Consider the following 17,711-nt stretch of genomic DNA (forward strand, 5'->3'; position numbering starts at 1 on the left):
GGTGCTGGTCCCCGGGCGTCCCCGCTCAGCGCACGGATGCCGAGGTGTAGATCACCCGGTCGTGGCTCGCCAGGGCGTCGGCGTACACACCGTCGGTGTCCATGCGGCGGAGCTCCTCGGCGAGGCAGTCCGCCACGCTCCGCTTGACCAGTGTCACCCGCGTGGGAGTCTGGCCGGTGATCCGCAGCTCCGCGGAGGTGGGGCTCACCTGCTCGATGACGATCGATCCGGAGGCGCGCTCCAGGACCACCATGCGCGGCCCCACCGCGCGGTGGACGTCGATCCCCAGACGGGAGGCGAGCCACCCGCCTGCGAGGTCCACGGAGGCGGCCCGTTCGGGCCCACACACCGTGGCGCCGGTGATCGTCTCGAACGGGGGGCGGTCCAGGGTCGCGGCCAGGAGCGAGCGCCAGTGCGTCACCCTGGCCCAGGCCAGATCGGTGTCACCCGGAGCGTAGCCGGCCGCCCGCTTGGCCAGCGCGTCCGTCGGGTGACCCTCGGCATCGGAGTCGACGATCCGCCGCCGTGCCAGACGGCCGACCTTGTCCTCCGCCAACAGTGTCGGCGAATGCCTGGGCCACCACACCGCGAGCGGGGTGTCGGGCAGGAGCAGCGGGGTGACCAACGAGGCCGACTGCGACGCCATCGCCCCCGATGTCCGCAGCACCACGACCTCGGCCGCCCCCGCATCGCCTCCGACACGGATCTGACCGTCGAGCCGGTCCGCCCTGGCGCGGTTGCCACGGATCACGACGATCACACGACAGGGGTGCTCGCGGCTGGCGTCGTTGGCGGCCTCGATCGCGGATTCGCTGCCGCCGACATGATCGGTGAGGACGATGAGCGTGAGCACCCGGCCGATCGTGCTCAGTCCCGCGTCCTCGCGGATCTGCACGAGCTTCTTGGATATCTCGCGGGTCGAGGTGTCGGGCAGGTCGATGATCACGGTCGCCTCCATGCGCGGCCACTGCGGGCCAGGATCTCGTCGGCACCACGCGGGCCCCACGTCCCGGCCTGGTACTTCTCCGGGGTACCCCCGGCAGCCCATGCGTCGAGGACGGGATCGAGCAGCATCCAACTCAACTCCACCTCCCGCGAGACCGGGAAGAGCGACGGCTCGCCGAGCAGGACGTCCAGGATCAGCCGCTCGTAGGCCTCGGGGGACGACTCGGTGAACGCCTCGCCGTAGGCGAAGTCCATGTTGACGTCGCGGACCTCCATCGCCGTCCCGGGCACCTTGGACCCGAAGCGCAATGTCACGCCCTCGTCCGGCTGCACCCGGATCACCAGGGCGTTCTGACCCAATTCCTGGGTCATCGTCGCGTCGAAGGGCAGGTGCGGCGCACGGCGGAAGACCACCGCGATCTCGGTCACGCGACGGCCCAGCCGCTTGCCGGTGCGCAGGTAGAACGGGACCCCGGCCCAGCGCCTGTTGTGGACCTCGAGGGTGATCGCGGCGTAGGTCTCGGTGGTCGAGGACGGATCGTAACCGTCCTCGACCTTGAGCCCCACCACCTGCTCGGACCCCTGCCAACCACCGGAGTACTGGCCCCGGGCCGCGGTCTCGGAGATCGGGAGCGCGAGTGAGGTGGACTCGAGGACCTTGGTCTTCTCCGCCCGTAGTGCGGCGGCGGAGAAGTCCGTGGGTTCCTCCATGGCCACCAGTGCCATGAGCTGGATGAGGTGGTTCTGGATGACGTCGCGTGCCGCCCCGATCCCGTCGTAGTACCCGGCCCGGCCGCCCAGGCCGATGTCCTCGGCCATAGTGATCTGGACGTGGTCGACGTGATTGGCGTTCCACACCGGTTCGAAGAGCTGGTTGGCGAAGCGCAGTGCGAGGATGTTCTGGACCGTCTCCTTGCCCAGGTAGTGATCGATGCGGAACACCGAGTCCTCGGGGAAGACGGCGCCCACCACCGCGTTGAGCTCGCGAGCACTCGCCAGATCGTGGCCGAAGGGCTTCTCGATCACCACCCGGCGCCATGACCCGTCGGCCGACCTGGTGCACCCGGTGCGGTCGAGGTGCCGACAGACCGTGGGGAAGTCGTCAGGGGGGACGGACAGGTAGAACGCGTAGTTCCCGGCCGTGCCCCGTTCTGACTCTAGGGCGGTCAGCTGCTGCGCAAGGTGATCGAAGCCCTCGTCGTCGTCGAAGGTCCCGGTGACGAACCGCAGTCCCGCCGCCAGTTGCTCCCACACGTCCTCACGGAACGGGGTACGGCATCGCTCACGCGCGTGGTCTCGGGCGAATTCGGCGAACTCGGCGTGGGTCCAGCGACGTCGACCGAAGCCGATGAGACAGAATCCCGGCGGGAGCAGACCCCGGTTCGCGAGGTCGTAGACGGCGGGGATGAGCTTCTTCTTGGAGAGATCACCCGTGACCCCGAAGATCACGAGACCGGACGGGCCGGCGATCCGGGGCAGGCGGCGATCCCGAGGATCGCGGAGCGGGTTGGCCGACCCCTCCGGCCCGCCGACGGTGTCGCCGACGGTGGGGGAGGACCGACCGGCCGGTTCGGTCACGACCCCGAGGGGATCTCGTCGATCCGCGCGGTGACCGTGGAGATCAGGTCGTCCCACGCGCTGACGAACTTGCTCACGCCCTGCCGCTCGAGCAACGAGAAGACCTCGTCGAGGTCGATCCCCTCCGCGCGGAGCGCCTCGAGGGTCTCCCGGGAGGCCTCGCCGGTGCCTCGCACCGTGTCACCCTGCAGCTGACCATGGTCGGCGAACGCCTCCATCGTCGCGAAGGGCATCGTGTTGACGGTGCCGTGGGTGACCAGGCCGCTGATGTAGAGGGTGTCCGGGTAGGCCGGATCCTTGACCCCGGTGGACGCCCAGAGCAACCGCTGGGGGTGGGCACCCCGCGCGGCCAGATCACCGAAGCGGCCGGTGGTGTCGTAGACCTCGTCGTACACGTCCTGACACAACCGCGCGTTGGCGAGTCCCGCCCTGCCCCGCAGGGCGGAGTCGCCGGGAAGGCGGGAGTCGATCTCGGTGTCGAGGCGGCTGACGAACACCGAGGCCACCGAGTGGATGCGGGACAGATCGTGACCGGCGTCGGCTGCTCTCTCCAGTCCCGAGAGGTACGCCTCCGCGACCGCGCGGTACTGCTCGGCCGAGAAGATGAGGGTCACGTTGACATCGATCCCGCGCCCGATCACCTCCGTGATCGCGGGCAACCCCGCCGTGGTGGCCGGGATCTTGATCATGAGGTTGGGCCGGTCGACCACGTCCGAGAGCTCGACGGCCTGGGCCACCGTGCCCTCGGTGTCCTCCGCCAGCCGGGGATCGACCTCCAGCGAGACGCGTCCGTCGACCCCGTCGGTGGCCTCGAACACGCCGGCCAGGAGGTCGCAGGCGTCCCTCACGTCGGCCGTGGTGAGCGAGCGCACCACCGAATCGACGTCCCTGTCCGCGCGGACCGCCTCGGTGAGCGCGGACTCGTAGGCCGAGGAGTCGGCCAGCGCGGCCTGGAAGATCGCGGGATTGGTGGTGACTCCCACGACCGAATAGGTCGACATCCGCTTCTCGAGTTCCCCGGAGGTGAGCAGCTGGCGTGACAGATCGTCCAGCCAGACCGAGACGCCGGCGGCGCTCAGTGCGGCGAGATTCGCGTTGGTCATGATGACTCCCCGGTGACGGCCGCGAGGGATTCGCGGGCGGCGGTGACCACGGCGTCGGCGGTGATCCCGAATTCGGTGTACAAGGTCTGGTAGGGGGCGGAGGCGCCGAAGTGTTCCAACGACACCGCCCGGCCCGCGTCGCCGAGGAAGCGGTACCACGGCATCGAGATCCCGGCTTCCACACTCACCCGGGCGCGGACCGACCGGGGGAGGACCGACTCGCGGTACTCCGGGTCCTGCTGGTCGAAGAACTCGATGCACGGCATGGACACGACCCGGGTCGCAACGCCCTCCGCCTCGAGAACCTCGCGTGCCTCGACCGCCAGGTGCACCTCGGACCCGGTGCCCATCAGGATGACCTCGGGGGACCCGGTCGACGCCTCGGCGATCACGTAACCGCCGCGTTCGACGCCCTCCCGGGCCGACTCGGCCGTGCCCTCGAGGACGGGGATGTCCTGCCGGGTCAGGCAGAGCCCCTTGGGGCCGTCGAGAGCGACGAGCATCGCGCGCCACGCGGCCGCCGTCTCATTGGCGTCCGCCGGCCGCAGGACGGCCAACCCGGGGATGGCCCGCAGTGCCGCGAGTTGCTCGACCGGCTGGTGGGTGGGGCCGTCCTCGCCCAGACCGATCGAATCGTGGGTCCAGACGTAGTAGGCATTGCTGCCCTGGAGCGCGGCGAGCCGGACGGCCGGACGCATGTACTCGCTGAAGATGAGGAAGGTCCCGCCGTAGGGCCGGGTCGGGCCGTGCAGGGCGATCCCGTTGAGGATCGCGCCCATGGCGTGTTCGCGGACGCCGAAGTGGAGGTTGCGACCGTACGGGGACGCCGTCCACGTCCCGGTGGAGATCGACGGGGGACCGAAGGAGTCGGCCCCCTCGATCTGGGTGTTGTTGGAGCCGGCCAGGTCGGCTGATCCGCCCCACAGCTCCGGGAGGGTCCCGGCGAGCGCCTGGATGGCCTTGGCTGACGCCTTACGGGTGGCGACACCCTTGGGGTCGGCCTCCCACCTCGGGAGGTCGGCGTCCCACCCCTCGGGCAGCTGGCCGGAGTAGAGCCTGTCGAAGAGGTCCTTCGCACCGGGGTTCGCCTCGGCCCACTCGTGGAACATGTCGCTCCACTGCGCGTGGACGCGGGCGCCACGGTCGCGCGCCGCGCGGGTGTGGGCGATCACCTCGTCGTCGACGGTGAACGGCTCGGTGCCGCCCATGCCGAGGGCCTCCTTGACCGCGTCCACCTCCGCCTGTCCGAGGGCCGAACCGTGCGAGGCCCCGGTATTCATCTTGGTGGGGGCGGGGTAGGCGATCACCGTGCGCAGGACGATGATCGACGGCTTGTCGGTGACCGCGCGCGCGTCGGCGATGGCGTCCTCGATGGCCTCGATGTCCTCACCCCCGTGGACCGTCTGGACGTGCCAGCCGTATGCCTCGTAGCGGGCGGCCACGTCCTCGGTGAAGGCGATCTGGGTGTCGTCCTCGATCGAGATCTTGTTGTCGTCGTAGATCGCGATGAGGTTCCCGAGCTGCTGGGTCCCCGCCAACGAGCAGGCCTCGGCGGTCACACCTTCCTGGACGTCGCCGTCCGAGGCGATCACGTAGACGAAGTGGTCGAACGGGCTCTTGCCGGCCGGGGCGTCAGGGTCGAACAGGCCCCGCTCGTACCGGGCGGCCATGGCCATCCCGACGGCGGAGGCCAGCCCCTGTCCGAGCGGCCCGGTGGTGATCTCCACCCCGTCGGTGTGGTTCCACTCGGGATGCCCCGGGGTCTTGGAGCCCCAGGTGCGCAGCGCCGTGAGATCCTCGAGCTCCAGGCCGAAGCCGGCGAGGTACAGCTGGATGTACTGGGTGAGCGACGTGTGGCCACAGGACAGGACGAAGCGGTCCCGCCCCACCCACTTCGGGTCCGACGGGTCGTGGCGCATCACCCGCTGGTAGAGCGTGTAGGCCAGGGGCGCCAGGCTCATGGCGGTGCCCGGGTGACCGCTACCGCAGTTCTGCACGGCCTCGGCGGCCAGGACGCGCGCGGTGTCGACCGCACGGGTGTCCAGTTCGGTCCAGTCCGACGGGTGGCGGGCGGTGGTGAGCTCGGTGATCTCCGACGCGCTGGTCACTTGTGGTTCTCCCGGGTCGAGGGTGCGGCGCGGATCCGCGCGGATGTCGTGGACCACCTTAGTGGTCACCGTCGCCCGGGGTCGGGCGGTCCCCGCCCCCGCTCTTTCGCGGAGCCTGCAGGGGGGACGTAGTATCGGCCGGGTAGTGCGTTGACATCTGCTGCGAGGAGTTCCGGTGCACGATTCCACCCCGACCCGGAGTGGGGGGCCGTCCGTCTCCCCTCCAGAGTCCTCGGGGCGGCCGGCTCCGGCGAGCGGGAGCGCCCGCGCAGCCGATGTGGTGATGTCGTACATCGCCCTCACCAAACCGCGCGTCATCGAGTTGCTCCTGGTCGCCGCCATCCCCGCGATGCTGCAGGCCGACCGCGGGCAGGTCCACCTGGGACTGGTGCTGCTGACGCTGGTCGGCGGTTGGCTGGGTGCCGCCAGCGCCAACACCCTCAACATGGTGGTCGACGCCGACATCGACAAGGTCATGAAGCGGACCGAGCGGCGCCCCCTGGCCCGCCACGCCGTGACACCGCGAGCCGCGTTGGTCTTCGGTCTGGTGCTCGGCGCGTCCAGCATGCTCTGGTTGGGTCTCCTGGCGCAGAGCTGGCTGGCGGCCGCGTTCATCCTGGCCACGATCTGCTTCTACGTCTTCGTCTACACGATGATCCTCAAGCGACGCACCGCCCAGAACGTGGTGTGGGGTGGTGCCGCCGGATGCATGCCCGTACTCGTGTCCTGGGCGGTCATCACCGATCACCTCCCCGAGGGCCAGCCGCACAACTGGTGGCAGGCGATCGTCCTGTTCCTCATCATCTTCTTCTGGACGCCGCCCCACACCTGGGCTCTCGCGATGCGGTACAAGGAGGACTACAAGGCGGCCGGTGTGCCGATGCTGCCCGTGGTGATGTCGGCTGAAGGCGTCACCCGCCGGATCACCCTCTACACCTGGGCCACCGTTCTGTGCACTTTCGCACTCATCCCCGCAGCGGGGTGGATCTACGCGGTGGGTGCGGTCGGCTTCGGAGTGTGGTTCATCGTCATGGCGCACCGCCTCGAGGCCGGTGTGCGCAGAGGTGTCGAGGTCAAACCCCTCAAGCTCTTCATCCTGTCGAACAACTACCTGGCCGCGGTCTTCGTTGCCCTGTCCATCGACGCGGTTCTCGGCCTCGAGACCCTGTCGGGGGCGTTCTCACTGTTCTGACCGTCACCGCGAGAGGTCGTCTGACCCTCACCGGGAGGGGTCGAGTGTGATCGACCCCGTGGTGCGCCGGGCCTGAAGGGCACGGTGCGCCTGCGCCGCATCGGTGAGCCCGAAGGTCGCACCGACGTCGAGGACGAGAGAACCACCCACCAGACCTTCCATCACCTCCGCAGCACGTTCGCGGTACTCCTCCGTGGTCGCGATGAAGTCGCCGAGCGTGGGACGGGTCAGGAACACCGAGCCGGCCGCATTGAGTCGCTGCGGATCCACCGGCGGTACGGGACCGCTCGCGGCGCCGAACAGGACCAGGGTCCCGCGTCGCGCGAGTGACGCCAGACTCGTGTCGAAGGTGTCCCGCCCGACCCCGTCGAACACCACCTCCACACCACCGCCGGACAGTTCGCGGATCCGCTCGGGCGTGGCCTCCGGATAGAGCAGCACCTGATGTGCGCCCAGATCCCTGCATATCCGGGCTTTCGACTCCGTCGAGGTGGTGGTGATCACCTGGTACCCACGCGCCACCGCCATCTGGATGAGGAGCTGACCCACACCTCCGGCGCCGGCGGTGATCAACACGGTGTCCCCTCCGTGCGCGCGATGGGTGTCGGTGATCAGGTAATGGGCGGTGAGCCCCTGGAGGAGCATCGACGCGGCGACACCATCGGGCACCTCCTCGGGGACAGTGACCAGCGCCTCGGCCGGAGCCACCACGTACTGGGCGTAGGAACCGGGGATCTGGCACCAGGCCACCCGGTCCCCGGCCACGAGGTCGGGGGTGCCCTCGCCGACCGACTCGACGATCCCGGCTCCCTCGCTTCCCGGGATGTACGGCAACGCGGACTGGTAGACGCCCTCCCGGAAGTAGGTGTCGATGAAGTTGACGCCGATGGCGGTGGTCCGGACCAGGACCTCGCCGGGACCCGGCGAGGGCGTCTCGACCTCGACCGGCCGAAGGACGTCGGGGCCACCGTGTTCTGAGATCCGGATCGCACGCATGCTCCCAGTATCCGGGACGACCGGGGGCGGCGCAGCCCGGATATCGCCGAGCCATATGGCAGCTCCCCGGGAGCGGCAGGCGGTCGCGGGAACCGGAGGCGATAAGGTACCACCATGAGCCTGCAGATCCTTTCCCAGTACGCCGGGGGACCGCGAGCCCGGGCGACCGGTCGGTCCGCCGTCACCATCGGTGGGTCCGGTGCCGTCTCGGAACCCGATCAGGCACCCGCCGCCGTTGACGAGATAGCCGATCAGGCACCCGCCGCGGCCGACGAGGCACCCGCCGCCGACGAGGCTGTCGCCGGGGAAGAAGCCGCAGCACAGTCCGAGGATGCACCGGCAGAGGACGCCACAGCGCAGGAGGCCGCCGCCAGCTCGTCGCCGGCCGGGTCGGCGCCCTCCGGCACTGCTCCCGCCGAAGCAGCCGCGACTCCCTCCGGCGGACTGAGCCTGGGACGCCGCGCCCCCAAGGCCCCGGGAGGCGGCGCATCGTCCCTGCACGGATCTCGGATCAAGGAGATCGAGGGCAGCGGGACTCCTGCCCCGGCGAACTCGCCCGCACCCGCCGCACCCGAGCCCGCAGCCGCGTCCGAGGCGGGCGCCTCCGACTCCGCGGATGACCAGTCGAACACCCCGGCCACAGAGTCCACCAACTCGGAGCCCACTAGCTCGGAACCCACTGCCTCGGAGCCCGCGGCCGAGGGCGGCCCCGCCGCACCCGCCGGTGGCGGCCTGACGCTCGGTGGCCGCACGACGGCCAAGGCCCCGGGTGGAAAGTCCGCCGGCTCACTGGTCCTGGGCGGCGGCGCGGGTGCCGCGGCCGCCTCCGCCGCATCCAAGGCCGCGACGTCGAGCGAGCCCGCCACCACGCAGGCCCCCGACGCCGCCGCGCCAGCCGGCGACAAGACAGATGCGGTCAAGGCCGAAGAGGTCAAGGCCGCTGGCGCGGCTGAGACGACCGAGGAGGCAGCGGCGAGCACCGATCAGGCGCCGGCGGCCAAGAAGTCCGGCGGGCTCACCCTCGGCGGCGGTTCGGGCGCCAAGGCCCCCGGCGGCGGCAAGCAGGGTGGACTCACGCTCGGTGGCGGATCCAAGGCCAAGGCCCCCGGGGGCGGGTCCGCGGGCCTGACCCTGGGTGGCGGATCCGAGGCTCCCTCAGCGGACACGACCGAGGCCCCCGCGACAAAGTCCGCTGCGGCCGAGGCACCCGAGGAGACCACGGCGCCCTCCGCCGCCTCACGACCCGCCGACGCCCCGGCCGCGTCTCAGCCGGTCGCCACACCCCCGGCGGACGAGCCGGCTCCCGACGACAAGTCCCCCGAGGCGGCCGCTGCGCAGAAGGCGTCGGCGGAGAAGATCGATCCGATCACGGTCGAGAAGGTCCCCGCAGGACCCACCCCGCCCCCCGCTGCCGTGAAGTTCGTGGAGAAGTTCCTCGCCCGACACGGCGGCAAGGCCGACCTGGTCCTCCAGCCCACCGGCCGGACGGGCGTCCGCCTGACGTTCGTGGGTGCCGACGGCGTCATGGACGATTACATGGTCGATACCCTGGCCGAGGCCGAGGCGGTACGGGACGGGGTCCCCGGGCTGACCGGGTCGGACTGGACGCGCGAGCTGGTCTCGCACACCGATGTCCCCGCCGGCCACTGGAAGCGGATGGCCGGTTCCGGTTCCCTGCTCTGACGCCCCGGTAAGACGACAAGGCTCCGATAGGACGAGAACGGCCCCGCCGCGGCGGGGCCGTTCTCCGTGTGATCGTGTCCGCGGGTGCGAGCCCGCCTCTCGGGCGGGCTACGCGGCCCGTGCGCTCGCGACCGCGGGTTCCCGGATGACGGCCGAGGCCCAGAGGGCTCCGGTCACGGCGGTGATCGCCCCGGCCAGCGTCACGTGCAGCACCACCAGCATCTCCGGCACCCCCAGCTGATACTGGGTGATCCCCACGACCGCCTGCGCCGCGATCAGGGCGATCAGGATCAGGCAACGCCGGATCGCCGGTCCCTCGGCACGCAGTGCGAGGAGGCCGAACGCGAGGCCGATGAGCAGGCAGACGTACCCGACCATCAGTTCCGCGTGGAAGTGGACCAGCCACTGGATCGGCATCTGGAGACGGTCCGCGGCCCCGATCCGGGCGTCACCGGCGTGGGGACCCGCTCCGGTGACCATGGTGCCGGTCACCAACACCCCGGCCAGGAGCACGGCGGAGAGCACGATGAGCCAGGACAGCGGTGGGGGCAGGACGCGGCGGGCGGGGGAGTCGTCGGATTCACCGACCCGCACGAACAGGACGGCCGCGAGCCAGGCCAGGATCATGGACGGCAGCAGGTGGAGCGCAACGGTCCACCACACCAGGCCCGCCAGGACGGTGATGCCTCCGATCACCGCCTGCGCCACGATCCCCGCGGGCATGGCGAGGGCGAGCCAGATGAGCTCGCTGCGTCGCCCCGCGCGGAGCAGCGCGAGCAGCAGCGCGGCGGCCACCGCGACCAACACGAAGGTGAGCAGACGGTTGCCGAACTCGATGGCCTGGTGCAGCGCGGGGCCCGCCCCGGCGACGGGCACGAAGCTGTCCTGATTGCACCGTGGCCACGTCTCGCAGCCCAGACCCGACGCGGTCACCCGGACGGTCACCCCGGTGGTCATGATGCCGATCTGGGCCATGACGTTGGCCAGTGCGAGACCCTTCTGCAGCCGGACCGACGGGAGCGGCAGACGGGCCAGCGGTCCCCTCGGTCCCGGGGGATCGCTCGTGGCCGGGCTACCGGATTTCGGGGCACGCGAAGTCGAGGTCACGCCCCCGATTCTAGGCGGGCGCCCCGGCCGCCCCGCGATCAGGTGAAGGAGAAGTGCCGCACGGCCAGACCCGCGCAGACCGCGGTCCACCCGACCAGGACCACCGCCGCCAGGGCGGGGAACCCACCGTCCACGGACGTGACCAGCGCGCTGGTCAGCGCGTACGACGGGACGACGACGAGGACCTCGTGGAGCCAGTCGGGCAGCGTTGCCACACCGATGGCCAGACCGGCCGCACCGATCAGGACGAACCAGATGAGATTGGCCAGGGCCAACACGATCTCGGCACGCAGAGTGCCCCCGAGCAGCAACCCCATCGAGGAGAAGGCCACCGATCCGAGCGCGATCATCACCGCGCCCACCGCCAGACCCGCGAGCCCGGGGCGCCAGCCGAGACCGGCCGCGATCACACCGAGCAGAACGGCCTGACCGGCGACCAGGATCAGCGTGGCCAGGATCTTTCCCCCGATGATGACGGTGGACGGGAGGGGGGTGCCGCCCAGCCGCTTGAGCGCACCGTAGCGACGATCGAATCCCACGGCGATCGCCTGGCCGGTGAACGCGGTACCCATGACCGAGAGGGTCAACACCGCGGTGATCGCGTAGTCGATCCTCGGCTGCGGGATCGAGCCGAATTCGATCGCGGTCAGCGCGAACAGGACCGCGACGGGAATCACGAGGGCCACCAGGAGCTGCTCGCCGTTACGCAGGAAGAGCGTCAGCTCCATGCGGGTCTGCGACGCCGCCATCCGGGGGAGGGTGGCGGGTGCGGACGGTCGGGCGAACGTCCCCGACGCGAAGCGGTTGGTTCCCGTGGGGGTGTCGGTCATCGCAGGTCCCGTCCGGTCAGGTCGAGGAAGACCTCTTCGAGGCTCCTGGCGCGGGTGGCCAGGGAGGTGAGTTGGACTCCGGAGTCCTCAAGTGCCGCGCAGAGGCTGGTCATGAGTGCGGGGGACACCGGGCCGTGGACCTCGAAGATCCCGGCCGCGGCCCCCGCCGTCACCGTGTGGTCCGGTCCGAGGGCGCGGCTCAGAAGCGTCGGCGAGGCCTCGCCGTCGACGACCAGGGTCACGCCCTCGGAGGTCCCCGCCCGGGCGAGCTCGGTCGGCGTCCCGGCAGCCACCCGGCGACCGTGGTCGATGATCACCACCTCGTCGGCCAGGGCGGCGGCCTCGTCCATGAGGTGTGTGGTCAGCAGGACGGCTGCGCCGTCCCGACGCAGGGCCCGGACCAGGTCCCACACCGCCCGCCGGGACTGTGCGTCGAGTCCGGCGGTGGGCTCGTCGAGGAACACCAGTTCAGGCCGGCCGATCACCGCGATGGCGAGGGAGAGCCGCTGTTGCTGGCCACCGGACAGACGCCGGTAGGGGGTGGTGAGGTGATCGCTGAGTCCCAGCTCGTCGAGCAGCCAGTCCGGGTCGAGGGGGTCCGCGTAGTACGAGGCGACCAGACGGACCATCTCGCCGACACGCGCGGCGGGGTAGGCCCCGCCGCCCTGGAGCATCATCCCGATGCGACTGCGGACGCGCTGACGATCGGCCACGGGGTCCAGACCCAGCACACGGAGGGTTCCGCCGTCCGGCCGCAGAAAGCCTTCGCAGACCTCGACCGTGGTGGTCTTGCCGGCTCCGTTGGGACCGAGGAGCGCCATCACCTCACCGCGGTCGAGGCGAAGGTCCAGTCCTGCCACGGCGGTGGTCTGCCCGAACCTCTTGACGAGTCCCTCGACGAGTAGCGCGGGGGAGTCGGTGGGTGAGGTCACGGGAGCATTCTAGGTCGCTCCGAGGACCGGAAGCGCAGCAGCCCCGGCCAGCGGAACATCGCGATCAGCAGTATCGATACCGCCACGACGGTGGCCACCCATGCCTGGACGGTGACGAACGGCGGCAGGCCCGCACCCGGAGGGAGAGTGAAGCAGGCGAGCACGGCGCTGACCGCCACCACGGGAAGACGGAACTCCACCCTCGACGCCCACGCCGCGAGCGGGACCAGGGCCCACAGGACGTACCAGGGCTGCACCACGGGGAAGCACAGGACGATGGCGGCCATCGACACCCCGAGTCCGCCGACCGGATCGATCCTTCCCGCGGAGACCGCGAACAGCATCCGGATGGTGACCACGCCGGCGATCACGAGCGCCGCGGTCTGCACCATCACCAGGATCTGGGCCGTGTGGTCGCCCAGCCCCAGGTACTGCCCGATCCCGCCGACGATCACGCCCAGGGCGGTGGGTGGTGAGAGCCAACTCCGCAGCGACGTGGCCGCCCCGAGCTTCGTGATCCACCCGAGGCCGGAGGAGGTGACGATCATGGCCAGCCCGGTGGTGGCACCGCTGATCACGACCATCACCAGAGCGGCCCGCACGGTGGCGACGGCGCCGCCACCCCACCGTCGGGCGAGCGCCATCCCGACGAAGCCCAGGGCGACGACGGTGGGCAGTTTCACCAGCGCCGACCCGGTGACCAGGACGGTCCCGACGACGAAGAGCACGGCGGTCCGGGGCCCGGACTCGAGGGAGTCCACGGCGCGCAGGGCCAGCACCAACCCGACGGCCAGTAGTCCCATCATGAGGGACTCGGAGTGGATCCCGGACACGAGATGGAACAGGACGAGGGGGTTGGCCACCGCCAGCCAGAGCGCCGCCACGTCCGAGACCCCGCAGTACTCGGCGAGTCGCGGGACCGCCCACCCGAGCATGAGGATCCCGATGATCGCCACCACCCGGTGCAGGATCGTGCCGGCCACCACGTCGTCCCCCGTCAGGGTGTGGATGATCTTCTGCACCCCGAGGAACAGCGGACCGTACTGATTGGGGGTGTCCCGCCAGATGTCCGGGACGTTGACCGTCAGTGCATGGGAGGTCCCCAGCGCCGACACGGGGCCCAGTTCGTACGGGTCGTCGAGGGTGTTGCCGATCGCGCCCTGGGCCAGGTAGCTGTAGACGTCCTTGCTGAACATGGGCGGGGCGAGGGCGAGCGGCAGGGCCCACGAGGCGATGATGCGGTCGAGCGTGGCGCGGTCGATCCGGCCGCTCAGCCGTCCCCGGCGGTCCCTGCCCAGGACGTACGGGGCCAGCAGTAGCCAGCAGAGTGTCACCACCACCATCCCGGTCATGACCACCGTCATGGAGGACTGCTGCAACCTGAGCCACAGTCCGAACAACCGCTCGCCGGCGACGGGATTCTGCAGCACGGGCAGCGCGCCCGCGCCGAGGGCGCCGACCGCCATGGCGACGGCGGCGGTGGTGCCGATCCTGCGGATCCGTCCGAGGCGGGCCAACTCCGCCGACGGTGGTGACCCGGTGAATCGCTCCTCGGTGTGCAGCCGGGCCGTGACCGCTCCCGCGCCGCGGACCGGGAATCTGGATGCCACTGGCCTCAGCCTCTCTCCGCGGTGGGTGCAGGCGGTGGGTGTCGGAGGACGGCGTCCGGCCGACGATGCCGGGCTCGCGGGGGTGGGAATATTTCCGTCACGAAGGTGTTGCGTAATATGACGTGGTACGTCCCCGACGGGGCGCACCGAGCATAGCCGGAAGGGAGAGTCAGTTGAGCGTGCAGCACGTCTACGAGCACAGCGCGCGACCCGACACCCGCTCGGCCGTCCGTGAACTCCTGCTGGAACGAGGGGCTCTCACCGCCGCCGAGATCGGGCAGGAGCTCGGGTTGACGGCGGCGGGCGTCCGCCGCCATCTGGATCACCTGGTCGAGTCCGGGCAGGTCGAAGCCACCCGGACCCGCCCGGCGGGCACCCGTGGGCGCCCGGCCAAGGCCTTTCGGGTCACCGCGAGGGGCCGCAGTTCGGCTCAGCACGGGTACGACCACCTCGCCGTGGAGGCCCTGTCCGCGCTGCGGCGCATCGGCGGGGCCACCGCCGTGGCGGATTTCGCCCGCCAGCGCGTCCGGTCGATCGTCGGGCACGTCCGTCCCGCGGACGGTCCGGAGGACGTCGAACGCGCGGCGACCGACGTCGCCGCGGCCCTGACCGAATCGGGGTACGCGGCATCCATCGAGGACGCCGGGGCGGGCCTGCAGATCTGCCAGCACCACTGTCCGGTGTGGAACGTCGCGTCCCGGTTCCCAGAATTGTGTGAGGCCGAGCAGGAGGTGGTGTCCGAGATAGTCGGCACCCACGTCCAGCGCCTCGCCACCATCGCCGGCGGACACTGCGCCTGCACCACGAACATCCCCACGGGGATGGTGACCGCCGGCGACCTGGCGGCCACCATCCCCGCAGCGGCCGACGCAGACGCGTCGGTTCCGACCCCCGAAAGGACTGTGCGATGACCATCACCCCAGATCAGGTGACGGCCGACGTCACCGTGCACGAGCCGACCACCGACGAGGAGCGGATCGCCTCGCTCGGCCAGTACAACTACGGTTGGCACGATTCCGACTCCGCCGGTGCGACCGCACAGCGTGGCCTCTCGGAGGCCGTGGTGCGTGACATCTCCACCAAGAAGAACGAGTCCGAGTGGATGCTCGGCAAGCGACTCAAGGCGTTGTCGACGTTCTACAAGAAGCCCATGCCTGCCTGGGGCTCGGACCTGTCGGGGATCGACTTCGACAACATCAAGTACTTCGTGCGCTCGACGGAGAAGCAGGCCACCTCGTGGGAGGACCTGCCCGAGGAGATCAAGAACACCTACGACAAGCTCGGAATCCCGGAGGCGGAGAAGCAGCGCCTGGTCGCCGGCGTCGCGGCACAGTACGAGTCCGAGGTGGTCTACCACCAGATCCGCGAGGATCTCGAGAGCCAGGGTGTCATCTTCATGGACACCGACACCGCGCTCAAGGAGCACCCGGAGTACTTCGAGGAGTACTTCGGCTCGGTGATCCCGGCCGGTGACAACAAGTTCTCCGCGCTCAACACCGCCGTGTGGTCGGGCGGCTCGTTCATCTACGTGCCCAAGGGCGTCCACGTGGACATCCCGCTGCAGGCCTACTTCCGGATCAACACCGAGAACATGGGCCAGTTCGAGCGGACGCTGATCATCGTGGACGAGGACGCCTACGTGCACTACGTCGAGGGATGCACGGCGCCGATCTACAAGTCGGACTCCCTGCACTCCGCAGTCGTCGAGATCGTGGTCAAGAAGGGCGGTCGCTGCCGCTACACGACCATCCAGAACTGGTCGAACAACGTCTACAACCTCGTCACCAAGCGCGCCCGGGCCGAGGAGGGCGCCACCATGGAGTGGATCGACGGCAACATCGGGTCCAAGGTCACCATGAAGTACCCCGCGGTCTGGCTCACCGGCGAGCACGCGAAGGGCGAGGTGCTCTCGGTGGCGTTCGCCGGAGAGGGACAGCACCAGGACACCGGGTCGAAGATGCTGCACCTGGCCCCCAACACCTCCTCGAACATCGTCTCCAAGTCGGTGGCACGGGGCGGTGGCCGGTCGGCCTACCGTGGGCTCATCCAGATCAACCCCGGCGCGAAGGGCTCCAAGTCCAACGTCGAGTGCGACGCCCTGTTGGTGGACAACATCAGCCGGTCCGACACCTACCCGTATATCGACATCCGTGAGGATGACGTGACGCTCGGGCACGAGGCCACCGTGTCCAAGGTGAGCCAGGACCAGCTGTTCTACCTCATGAGCCGCGGCCTGGCCGAGGACGAGGCGATGGCCATGATCGTGCGCGGCTTCGTCGAGCCGATCGCCAAGGAACTCCCGATGGAGTACGCCCTCGAGCTCAACCGCCTGATCGAACTCCAGATGGAAGGATCGGTGGGCTGACAGTCATGACCGACACCACTACTGCCACCACGGGATCCGGCCCGACCCCGGTGACGGATCGCTACGGGATCCCCGTCACCGCCACCAAGGGTGACCAGTTCTCCTCCTTCGACGTCAACGCTTTCGAGGTGCCGAGCCACAAGGACGAGATCTGGCGCTTCACCCCGCTCAAGCGGCTCCGCGGGATCCACGACGGATCCAATGTGACCGCCACCGGGAACCTGCTCGTCTCCGTCGCCGAGCGGGACGGCCTGACGGTCGAGAGCGTCGGGACCGACGACAAGCGGATCGGCGAGGCCGGGGCCCCCCGCGACCGCGTCGCCGCGCAGGCCTTCACTTCCGTCGCCGAGGCGACGGTGCTGACAGTGGCCACGGAGACGGTCCTCGACGACCCCGTGTACGTCACCGTCGACGGCCCGGGGGAGGGGGAGCTGGCCTACGGCCACGCCCAGATCCGACTCGAGCCGTTCGCCAACGCGACCTTCGTGGTCGACCAGCGCGGCGGCGGGACGATCGCCGAGAACGTCGAGTTCGTCGTCGGCGACTCGGCGCACCTCGAGGTCGTCCTCATCCAGGACTGGGACGACGACGCGCTGCACCTGGCCAACCACCACCTGCAGGTCGGTCGCGACGCGACCCTGACCTACACCGCGGTGACGTTCGGTGGCGAGCTGGTCCGGATCGCGCCGCTGACGACGTTCACGGCCCCCGGGGGCACGGTGAACGTCAACGGCCTGTACTACGCGGACGACGGACAGCACATCGAGCACCGTCTGCTGGTGGACCACGCGGTGCCCAACTGCACGTCGCGGGTCCTGTACAAGGGCGCCCTGCAGGGTGACGCGTCGTCGAACCTGCCCGACGCCCACACCGTGTGGATCGGCGAGGTCCTCATCCGCGCGGCCGCCGAGGGTACGGACACCTACGAGATGAACCGCAACCTCGTCCTCACCGACGGGGCCCGCGCGGATTCCGTCCCGAACCTCGAGATCGAGACCGGCGAGATCGCCGGCGCCGGTCACGCCAGCGCCGTGGGCCGATTCGACGAGGAGCACCTGTTCTACCTCATGTCCCGGGGGATTCCCGAGGACACCGCACGCCGCCTGGTCGTCCGGGGCTTCTTCGGCGAGGTGATCAACCGCATCGGCGTGCCCGAGGTGCGTGAGCGGATCGCCGAGGCCGTCGAATTGGAACTGCAGTCCTCCGGGATCTGACCCCCGGGCCCGAGAGACCACCCCGAAGACTTCACGAAGATTGCGAGC

At 70.0% G+C, this 17,711-nt stretch carries 14 protein-coding genes; 5 read left to right on the plus strand and 9 right to left on the minus strand.

Features of this window, described 5'->3' with window-relative positions; all coding sequences use genetic code 11:
- Positions 1-25: 25 nt before the first annotated feature.
- The 4 genes from CEY15_RS01090 to tkt are packed head-to-tail and all read right to left on the minus strand — an operon-like array spanning position 26 to position 5,734.
- Positions 26-946 (minus strand): glucose-6-phosphate dehydrogenase assembly protein OpcA, encoded by a 921-nt coding sequence (locus CEY15_RS01090; RefSeq protein ID WP_342744879.1) that lies wholly within the window; start codon positions 944-946, stop codon positions 26-28.
- Positions 943-2,523, minus strand: coding sequence for a glucose-6-phosphate dehydrogenase (zwf, locus tag CEY15_RS01095; protein WP_095716916.1), 1,581 nt, complete (start codon positions 2,521-2,523; stop codon positions 943-945). Before zwf ends, CEY15_RS01090 begins: the two co-directional genes overlap by 4 nt.
- On the minus strand, positions 2,520-3,626 hold the full coding sequence (gene tal, locus CEY15_RS01100) for a transaldolase (protein ID WP_095716917.1): 1,107 nt from the start codon (positions 3,624-3,626) through the stop codon (positions 2,520-2,522). Before tal ends, zwf begins: the two co-directional genes overlap by 4 nt.
- Positions 3,623-5,734 (minus strand): transketolase, encoded by a 2,112-nt coding sequence (tkt, locus tag CEY15_RS01105; protein WP_095716982.1) that lies wholly within the window; start codon positions 5,732-5,734, stop codon positions 3,623-3,625. Before tkt ends, tal begins: the two co-directional genes overlap by 4 nt.
- 160 nt (positions 5,735-5,894) lie before the next feature.
- On the opposite strand from tkt, the gene CEY15_RS01110 reads away from it, so the two are divergent.
- Positions 5,895-6,926: a heme o synthase gene (locus tag CEY15_RS01110; RefSeq protein WP_428844176.1), complete on the plus strand. Its 1,032-nt coding sequence runs from the start codon at positions 5,895-5,897 to the stop codon at positions 6,924-6,926.
- Positions 6,927-6,953: 27 nt separating this feature from the next.
- On the opposite strand, the gene CEY15_RS01115 is transcribed toward CEY15_RS01110, so the two are convergent.
- Positions 6,954-7,922, minus strand: coding sequence for a quinone oxidoreductase family protein (locus tag CEY15_RS01115; RefSeq protein ID WP_095716919.1), 969 nt, complete (start codon positions 7,920-7,922; stop codon positions 6,954-6,956).
- 114 nt (positions 7,923-8,036) lie between these two features.
- On the opposite strand from CEY15_RS01115, the gene CEY15_RS18650 reads away from it, so the two are divergent.
- Positions 8,037-9,605, plus strand: a complete 1,569-nt coding sequence (locus CEY15_RS18650) for a hypothetical protein (protein WP_245847069.1) — start codon at positions 8,037-8,039, stop codon at positions 9,603-9,605.
- A 108-nt stretch (positions 9,606-9,713) separates the two neighbouring features.
- Here CEY15_RS18650 and CEY15_RS01125 read toward each other — a convergent pair whose 3' ends face one another.
- From CEY15_RS01125 to mptB, 4 genes are read right to left on the minus strand one after another with little or no spacing between them, the layout of a single operon-like run.
- Positions 9,714-10,712, minus strand: coding sequence for a COX15/CtaA family protein (locus CEY15_RS01125; protein WP_095716920.1), 999 nt, complete (start codon positions 10,710-10,712; stop codon positions 9,714-9,716).
- 38 nt (positions 10,713-10,750) lie between these two features.
- Complete coding sequence (locus CEY15_RS01130) at positions 10,751-11,542, minus strand: ABC transporter permease (RefSeq protein WP_095716921.1); 792 nt, start codon at positions 11,540-11,542, stop codon at positions 10,751-10,753.
- Positions 11,539-12,474 (minus strand): ABC transporter ATP-binding protein, encoded by a 936-nt coding sequence (locus CEY15_RS01135; protein ID WP_095716922.1) that lies wholly within the window; start codon positions 12,472-12,474, stop codon positions 11,539-11,541. The genes CEY15_RS01130 and CEY15_RS01135 overlap by 4 nt, the downstream gene beginning before the upstream one ends.
- On the minus strand, positions 12,471-14,084 hold the full coding sequence (mptB, locus tag CEY15_RS01140; RefSeq protein WP_095716923.1) for a polyprenol phosphomannose-dependent alpha 1,6 mannosyltransferase MptB: 1,614 nt from the start codon (positions 14,082-14,084) through the stop codon (positions 12,471-12,473). Before mptB ends, CEY15_RS01135 begins: the two co-directional genes overlap by 4 nt.
- Before the next feature lie 179 nt (positions 14,085-14,263).
- Here mptB and CEY15_RS01145 point away from each other — a divergent pair, with 179 nt between their 5' ends.
- From CEY15_RS01145 to sufD, 3 genes are read left to right on the plus strand one after another with little or no spacing between them, the layout of a single operon-like run.
- On the plus strand, positions 14,264-14,995 hold the full coding sequence (locus CEY15_RS01145; RefSeq protein WP_245847090.1) for a helix-turn-helix transcriptional regulator: 732 nt from the start codon (positions 14,264-14,266) through the stop codon (positions 14,993-14,995).
- Positions 14,992-16,449 (plus strand): Fe-S cluster assembly protein SufB, encoded by a 1,458-nt coding sequence (gene sufB, locus CEY15_RS01150; RefSeq protein ID WP_095716925.1) that lies wholly within the window; start codon positions 14,992-14,994, stop codon positions 16,447-16,449. The genes CEY15_RS01145 and sufB overlap by 4 nt, the downstream gene beginning before the upstream one ends.
- Positions 16,450-16,454: 5 nt before the next feature.
- On the plus strand, positions 16,455-17,663 hold the full coding sequence (gene sufD, locus CEY15_RS01155) for a Fe-S cluster assembly protein SufD (protein WP_017836804.1): 1,209 nt from the start codon (positions 16,455-16,457) through the stop codon (positions 17,661-17,663).
- Positions 17,664-17,711: the final 48 nt, after the last annotated feature.

It is taken from the genome of Dietzia natronolimnaea, assembly GCF_002289575.1.
Lineage (GTDB): Bacteria > Actinomycetota > Actinomycetes > Mycobacteriales > Mycobacteriaceae > Dietzia > Dietzia natronolimnaea_A.